The 6,140-nt window shown below is 45.3% G+C and carries 5 protein-coding genes; 2 read left to right on the top strand and 3 right to left on the bottom strand.

Features of this window, described 5'->3' with window-relative positions:
- Positions 1-326 precede the first annotated feature (326 nt).
- Positions 327-1,121 (bottom strand): hypothetical protein, encoded by a 795-nt coding sequence (locus QP860_RS10190; protein ID WP_284912749.1) that lies wholly within the window; start codon positions 1,119-1,121, stop codon positions 327-329.
- 80 nt (positions 1,122-1,201) lie between these two features.
- Between QP860_RS10190 and proC the strand changes: the two genes are divergently transcribed.
- Entirely contained in the window at positions 1,202-2,008 is an 807-nt protein-coding gene (gene proC / locus QP860_RS10185; protein WP_284912747.1) for a pyrroline-5-carboxylate reductase, read from the top strand.
- A gap of 86 nt (positions 2,009-2,094) precedes the next feature.
- Here proC and QP860_RS10180 read toward each other — a convergent pair whose 3' ends face one another.
- Positions 2,095-2,550: a Fur family transcriptional regulator gene (locus QP860_RS10180; RefSeq protein WP_210382774.1), complete on the bottom strand. Its 456-nt coding sequence runs from the start codon at positions 2,548-2,550 to the stop codon at positions 2,095-2,097.
- 206 nt (positions 2,551-2,756) lie between these two features.
- On the opposite strand from QP860_RS10180, the gene QP860_RS10175 reads away from it, so the two are divergent.
- On the top strand, positions 2,757-3,863 hold the full coding sequence (locus tag QP860_RS10175) for an FUSC family protein (protein WP_070486168.1): 1,107 nt from the start codon (positions 2,757-2,759) through the stop codon (positions 3,861-3,863).
- A gap of 69 nt (positions 3,864-3,932) precedes the next feature.
- Here the strand turns inward: QP860_RS10175 and pulA are convergent, their stop codons facing one another.
- Positions 3,933-5,897 carry a type I pullulanase gene (gene pulA / locus QP860_RS10170; RefSeq protein WP_284912745.1) on the bottom strand — a complete coding sequence of 655 codons (1,965 nt, stop codon included), beginning with the start codon at positions 5,895-5,897 and terminating at the stop codon, positions 3,933-3,935.
- Positions 5,898-6,140 lie beyond the last annotated feature (243 nt).

Here is a 6,140-nt window from a genome sequence, read left to right as displayed (position 1 = left end):
TGGTTCATCAACTCGAAGTTGATGCCCTACACAATTGGTTCGTCTTCTTTGTTCAGTTTTCAAAGGTCTATCTCGTCGCCTCATTGAAGCGACTAATTAATAATATCATATTTCTCAAATTCGTGTCAAGTGTTTTTTTAAAAAAGTTTTTTTGCTCTTTCTGAAACATTTGGCCCGTTCGAGAAGTACTCAACTATCATATCAACTTGTCTATTTCTTGTCAACAAGTTTTTTTATTTTTTTGTTTGCGTTTCTAGCGACTAGCGCTCTCTCAAACGACAAAAATTAGTTTACCAAGTATTCCTTCTTTTGTCAAAGACTTTTTTCTATTTTTTTGAAATTAATTTGATCTGGCCAAACAAAAGCCCGCTTGTAATGATAATAAAGCTTACCGCCAAGAGACTGGGGTGTTGGGTGAAAAGGGCTACTAGTAGAGTTAAAAGTGAAGCTGGAAGTGCTGCTAAGGTCACTAAAGTAAAGCAATCTTCAAAATTCATCAATTGGGGGAAATAAAGCCGGCGTCTTCGGTTGAGATAAGTGGCTGTTAAAAAGGCATAGGCAAATACGATAAAGACAAAGAAAATGTGGCGGAAAGCTAGCAAGGTCATAAAGTGACTTTGGGCTTGTTCTTTCTCTTGGTAAATTTCTAGGTCATCTAATAATTTATCCATACTTCGTGGAACTCTCCAATGACTAGGGTAAGCTCCCTGTCCCCCTTGGCCATCCTTTAACCGATAAAAATATTGGTCTGGTAAAAAAACAAAGTAAGCTTGGTCAGAGGCTTCGATTGCGCCTAAGTCTTCAGCGCTAGGAAAATAGTAGAGATGCAAGTCAGCAACTTGGTCTTGTCCGCTTTGATCAGTTTCTTCAAAATAACCAGCTGAAAAAGAATTAGCCGATAAAAGTGGCGACGTCTGACCAGTAAAATAGGGGTCAAGCTGGGCGAATTCTTGGCTCAAGTCTTGGTCCACTTTTCCCTGATAAGTATTGATAAAGGGCAGGCAAAGAATAATGGTAGCTAAAAGGAGCAAAAGAGATCCAGTGATAATGGACAAACGGTGGCGAATGGCTAAATACACTTTCGCCCAGTGACTGAGGGTGCTTTTGATTGCGCTCAACATTTGTTAGACCTCCTTGGAATTTGAGTTTTAGGAATAGGAATTCGTGCTATAATAGTAAAAAAATTAAAGGAGTCAGATCTATGCCAATCATCTCGATTATCGGAGCAGGGAATATGGGCGGCGCTATCGCTCGGGGCATCTCAGAAAATCCCCCCTTCCAAACGATGGAAGTTCGCCTTGCGGATCCTAATGCCGATACCCTAAAAAAATTTGCCAAGCTTCCTGCTATCACTTGCTTCACCGACAACCAAGAGGCGGTTGCCGGGGCTGACTATGTGATCTTAGCCCTTAAGCCAGCCTACATTGAGGGCGTTGTCCAAGAAGTCCAAGCCCAACTCGCTCCCTCTTCCCTCCTGGTCTCCATCGCCACTAGCCTGAGCCTTGAGCGAGCCAAGCAAATACTGGGAGCAGACCAGAAATTTGCCCGTGTTATGCCGAACACGCCTGCCCAGGTTGGTGCCGGAATGGCAGGTATTGTCGGCAATGACCGCCTAACAACTGATGACCGAAATGGCCTTCTAGCTATCTTTTCCAGTTTAGGCCAAGCCCGTTTTGTGGGTGAAGACCTCTTGAACACAGTAACGGCATTATCTGGATCAGGGCCAGCTCTCATGTACATGATCCTTGAAGCCATGGCGGATGCTGCTGTTCTTACTGGAATGGCCCGGCAAGATGCCTATGATTTTGCTAGTCAGACCATGCTGGGAGCTGCCAAGATGGTTCAAGAAAGCCAAACCCACCCCGGTCAATTAAAGGACATGGTCTGTACGCCCGCCGGCACAACCATCGCTGAAGTCCAAACCGCTGAAGCCTTGGGACTCCGCTCCACTATAATTGAAAGCCTTCTAGCTGGCCATGACAAGGCCAAAGAATTAGCTGGAGACTAGGCCTAAAGTAAAGAAGAAGCTGGGACAATGAGCCTAGCTTCTTTTTTCATCACGCTTCATCATGACTTATTCTTAAGGTAATTCGACTAGCTATGGCCTTCCGTTTCTTGGCGTTCAAGTTGACAGTCTTGGCATAGGCCATAAATTTCTAAACGATGGTTATTCACCTTAAAGCCTGTATAGGCAGCCGCATAGGACTCCAACTCATAGAGAATCGGATAATAGAGGTCGACAATCCGGCCGCAGTGTTCACAGATCACATGGTAATGGCGATCCAAATCAAAGTCGAAATGGCTAGCATCATCCCCATAATTCAATTCACGGACGAGGTGCATCCGGGTCAAGAGATTCAAATTATTATAGACGGTTGCTAGGCTCATGCTCTTAAAATGCGGCGACAGTTCATTGAAGATATCCTCTGCTGTCGGATGGTCCTTAGTCTCAATGAGGTATTTAATAATCGCTTCTCGCTGGGGCGTGATCCTCACTTTATGTTCGCGTAGGGCGGTAATGGTTTTGGCGTATTTACTTTCATTATCCATCACAGGGCGCGTCATCTTTTCTCCTCCTCTCACATTATAATAATTCCATTCTATATCAGTATACCTCTTATTAAAGGGAGGCGCTAGCCCTAGCCTTAAATTTTATTCTAAAAGGCGCAATAAGGCTTTACTATCTAACAAACAATGGTAAGCTTATAGGGAAGCAAACTACAACAAATTATCTGCAAAGGAGACAAAAAGCAAAAATGAAATTGGGTGCCCGAACGATTAAGACTGGCATTGGTGTTATGGTGGCCATTATTATTTCGAGTCTTTTACCCCATATCGATCCAACTATGCCGGCCTTTACAGTCGTTTTAACCATGCAACAATCTGTTGGCAAAACTTGGGAATCAATGTCAAATCGTATTATCGCTGCTTTCATGGGGGGGCTCTGTGCCGTCATCATGACCACGCTCTTTGGCCGCAATGCGGGAATTATTGGTTTAACTGTTATTATCTTTATTGTCTTGATGAATTCGATGAAATTGTCCAATGCCATCTCTATTGCTGCGATGACAGTGGTTATTATCATGCTCTCCCCCTTTGATTCGGACCAGGAAATCATTCTCACCGCCAGCAAACGGGTGATTGAGAGTTTGCTTGGAGTTATTATCGCCTTTCTGGTCAACCTCTTCATCCTCCCACCCAAATATGATGCGGTGGTCTACGATGAAATTAATACAACAAATACAGAGATCAGCATCCGCTTGAGAGCTATTCTTAGAAAAAATGGTGAGTATTCGACCTTGAATTCTGACCTCTCATGGGCAAGGCATAAGATCCGCCACATCCAAGAACTCTTTGAACTACTCAAAGAAGAAAGAGTCTGGAGGGGCAAAGGGATTACCGAATTCAAACGTAAATTGGTCATCCTTCGCAGCTTCATCCAAGCCCTCAACCATTCCACCCGCCTCCTCCGTTTGCTCCATGAACATACCAATGTGGTCTTTGAATTGCCGGATAGCTTACGTTTAGAGATTCGCGAGCGGATTGAAACCCTGTGTGCAGCCCACGAACAAATCTTTCTTAAGTTCGATGGGCGGATTTCTCCCACTGAAGTGAACTTCTTCCAGTCCACTTCCCAATACCGCCAACACCTAATCGACAACATGTTCAAAGCTGCTCGACTTTCAGAAGATGAGACGGATACTTCCCAGCTTGAACGATCGAATGCGATTATCTTGATTACCTCCGCAATTATTCGTTATGAGGAAAGTCTCATGCGACTCAATATGTTAGTCCGCAGCTACCATCTCCACCACGTTGATGACAAATTTCAAGCCGACAGCCTTAAAGGACTTGAAAAATAGTCGTCAACTAAAAATACCAACAAAAAGGCCTTGAAGTTAACTTTTCCAAACTTCAAGGCCTTTTTAATTTTATTTTGTTACTTGTTCAAATATCGTTGCGGCTAGAAAGGCTAGTTCTGCTTCTTCTTGATAAGTTTCAAGCATTTCTTCGTCTGTGTAGAAATGCCCCTCGCTGGCTCTTAGCTTCCAAGTTCCTTCTGGCAAAGAGACAAGTTGCTTGTACTTACTCGCATTATAGGCAAGTAAGATTTGCCGGTCAGCAGCCTGGTAGACTGCTATGATGATTTGCGAATCCGCCCTTAAAATTTCTAAGTGGTCATAAATCGCTGCAAAAGAAGTTAAGCGGAAAACCTCGTGCTTCTTGCGGTAATCCAGCAAATCCTTAAGGTAAGCCACCGCTTCGATTTCATCATCGCGCTTGTCCCAATCCAGCGCATTAATCTCAACCGGTGCATTGTAGGTATTTCGCAGGTTGAGTTTACTGCGTAGAAACTCCTGGCCGGAATGGAAGAAAGGAATACCTTCTGTTAATGCAATCAGCGTATTGGCCAAGAGTTGACGGCGTCGGCGGAAACCAACTACTTCATGAGACCGGGTGATGGCCAACTTATCCCAGAGCGTCCAGTTATCATGGACCGCACAGTATTGGATGAGCTGCTGGGGGGAATGGATGTGGTAGTCCTCCCCATTGAGGGTCTGGCTCCCCTTTAAATTCTCAACAATTTGAAATTCCATGTGTTTTTTGTTAGAGATGAAGCCGGTATCCTGGCCCTCCTCAAAGTCATTCCCCCGCAAGGCATCGCGGAAGCGGTCATTGAAGAAAGAAATCCCCTCAAGCTGGCTAGCATTCTCCAAGCAGGCTTTATCCTGGTCCGCTAGGCAGTGGCCCATATTCCACCCTTCGCCCAGAATAATAATATTCGGGCCCAGTTCGTCAGCCAATTGGCGAACAGCTTGCATGGTTTCCACATCAATCAGGCCCATCAAGTCGAAACGGAAACCATCCACATGGTACTCTTCTACCCAATAACGGATAGCATCCAAGAGATAACGACGCATCATCCGCCGCTCTGTGGCTAGCTCGCTTCCTACCCCTGACCCATTAGCGGGATGGCCCGATTCATGGAAGCGCAGATAGTAGTCCGGCACCGTAAGCATCAAGGGATGACTCTCTTCATCATAGACATGGTTAAAAACCACATCCATAATTACCCCTAGCCCCTTCTGGTGGAGGGCCTGGATCATTTGCCGAGTTTCCATAAGCCGGGTCACTGGGGTAAAAGGATCGCTAGCATAAGAGCCCTCCGGTAAGAAATAATTCTGAGGATCATAACCCCAGTTATAGTTGCGCCCACTCTCTCGCTCTTCATCAACCGTTGCAAAGTCAAAGAAAGGCATCAATTGGACATGGCTAATCCCTAAATCAGCCAAATAATCGAGCCCTGTTGCCAAGCCCTGGGCTGTTTTCGTTCCAGATTCGGCTAGGCCTAGATACTTACCGGGAAAGCGAACGCCAGAGGAAGGTGCAGCGGTTAAGTCGCGGATATTAGCTTCATATATTACCACTTCACTTGGGTCTATCTCTGGTCCCTGGTCCTCTTCCCAGCCCTCAGGATAAGCGCTAGTCGGATTAACAACTACCGAGCGCCCACTGTTCACTGTCGCAGCCTTAGCATAGGGATCTTGGGAATAAACACAGCTCCCATCTGGAAAATAAAGGCGGTAGCTGTAGGCCAGATTATGGCAATCTCCTGCTATACTCGCTTCATAAGTCCCCTTTTTTTGACGTTTCATCGGATAGGAATCGTACAATTCGCTATACAAGTCTTTAAATACAAGTAGATCTACTTGCTGAGCCAGGGGTGCCCAGAGCACAAAACGGGTGAAACGTTTATGGTAGACTGCCCCCAAAGCGCCACCGTAAGCATAGGTCTGGTCAAATTCTTCGCTTAGAGCATAGTCATGCATAGCCTCGCGAATCGTTTGAGGGGATTCAATCCCAGACAGGGCAAATAAGTCATCAAGCAATTCCATTCTATATCTCCTTTATCTGGCAAATGCAGGCTGCCAGTGCAAAGGCCTCCCACCTGCTTAGGCTTTAGAAGTTCCTAAGCCAATGAATCAACCTCATCAAAATTCACATCATCCTCATTATAACAATAATTCACCAGCCAGTGCATTAACTTTCGCTCATTAAGGCAGGGTGTGAGCAAAGGCGTTTAGAAAGGAATGACTGGAGGCAAAAGGGATAAGAACGGCTATCAGCCGGTCGTTCCC

Source organism: Aerococcus sp. UMB1112A, assembly GCF_030230715.1.
In the GTDB taxonomy this organism is placed as follows: domain Bacteria; phylum Bacillota; class Bacilli; order Lactobacillales; family Aerococcaceae; genus Aerococcus.
The sequence above is the reverse complement of the archived record's forward strand: the minus strand, read 5'-3'. Positions and strand labels throughout refer to the sequence as shown.

What these genes read in the sequence shown, in the direction of transcription:
- QP860_RS10190 (WP_284912749.1), bottom strand. Translation starts at nt 1,121, where the DNA reads ATGTTGAGCGCAATCAAAAGCACCCTCAGTCACTGGGCGAAAGTGTAT.
- proC (WP_284912747.1), top strand. Translation starts at nt 1,202, where the DNA reads ATGCCAATCATCTCGATTATCGGAGCAGGGAATATGGGCGGCGCTATC.
- QP860_RS10180 (WP_210382774.1), bottom strand. Translation starts at nt 2,550, where the DNA reads ATGGATAATGAAAGTAAATACGCCAAAACCATTACCGCCCTACGCGAA.
- QP860_RS10175 (WP_070486168.1), top strand. Translation starts at nt 2,757, where the DNA reads ATGAAATTGGGTGCCCGAACGATTAAGACTGGCATTGGTGTTATGGTG.
- pulA (WP_284912745.1), bottom strand. Translation starts at nt 5,897, where the DNA reads ATGGAATTGCTTGATGACTTATTTGCCCTGTCTGGGATTGAATCCCCT.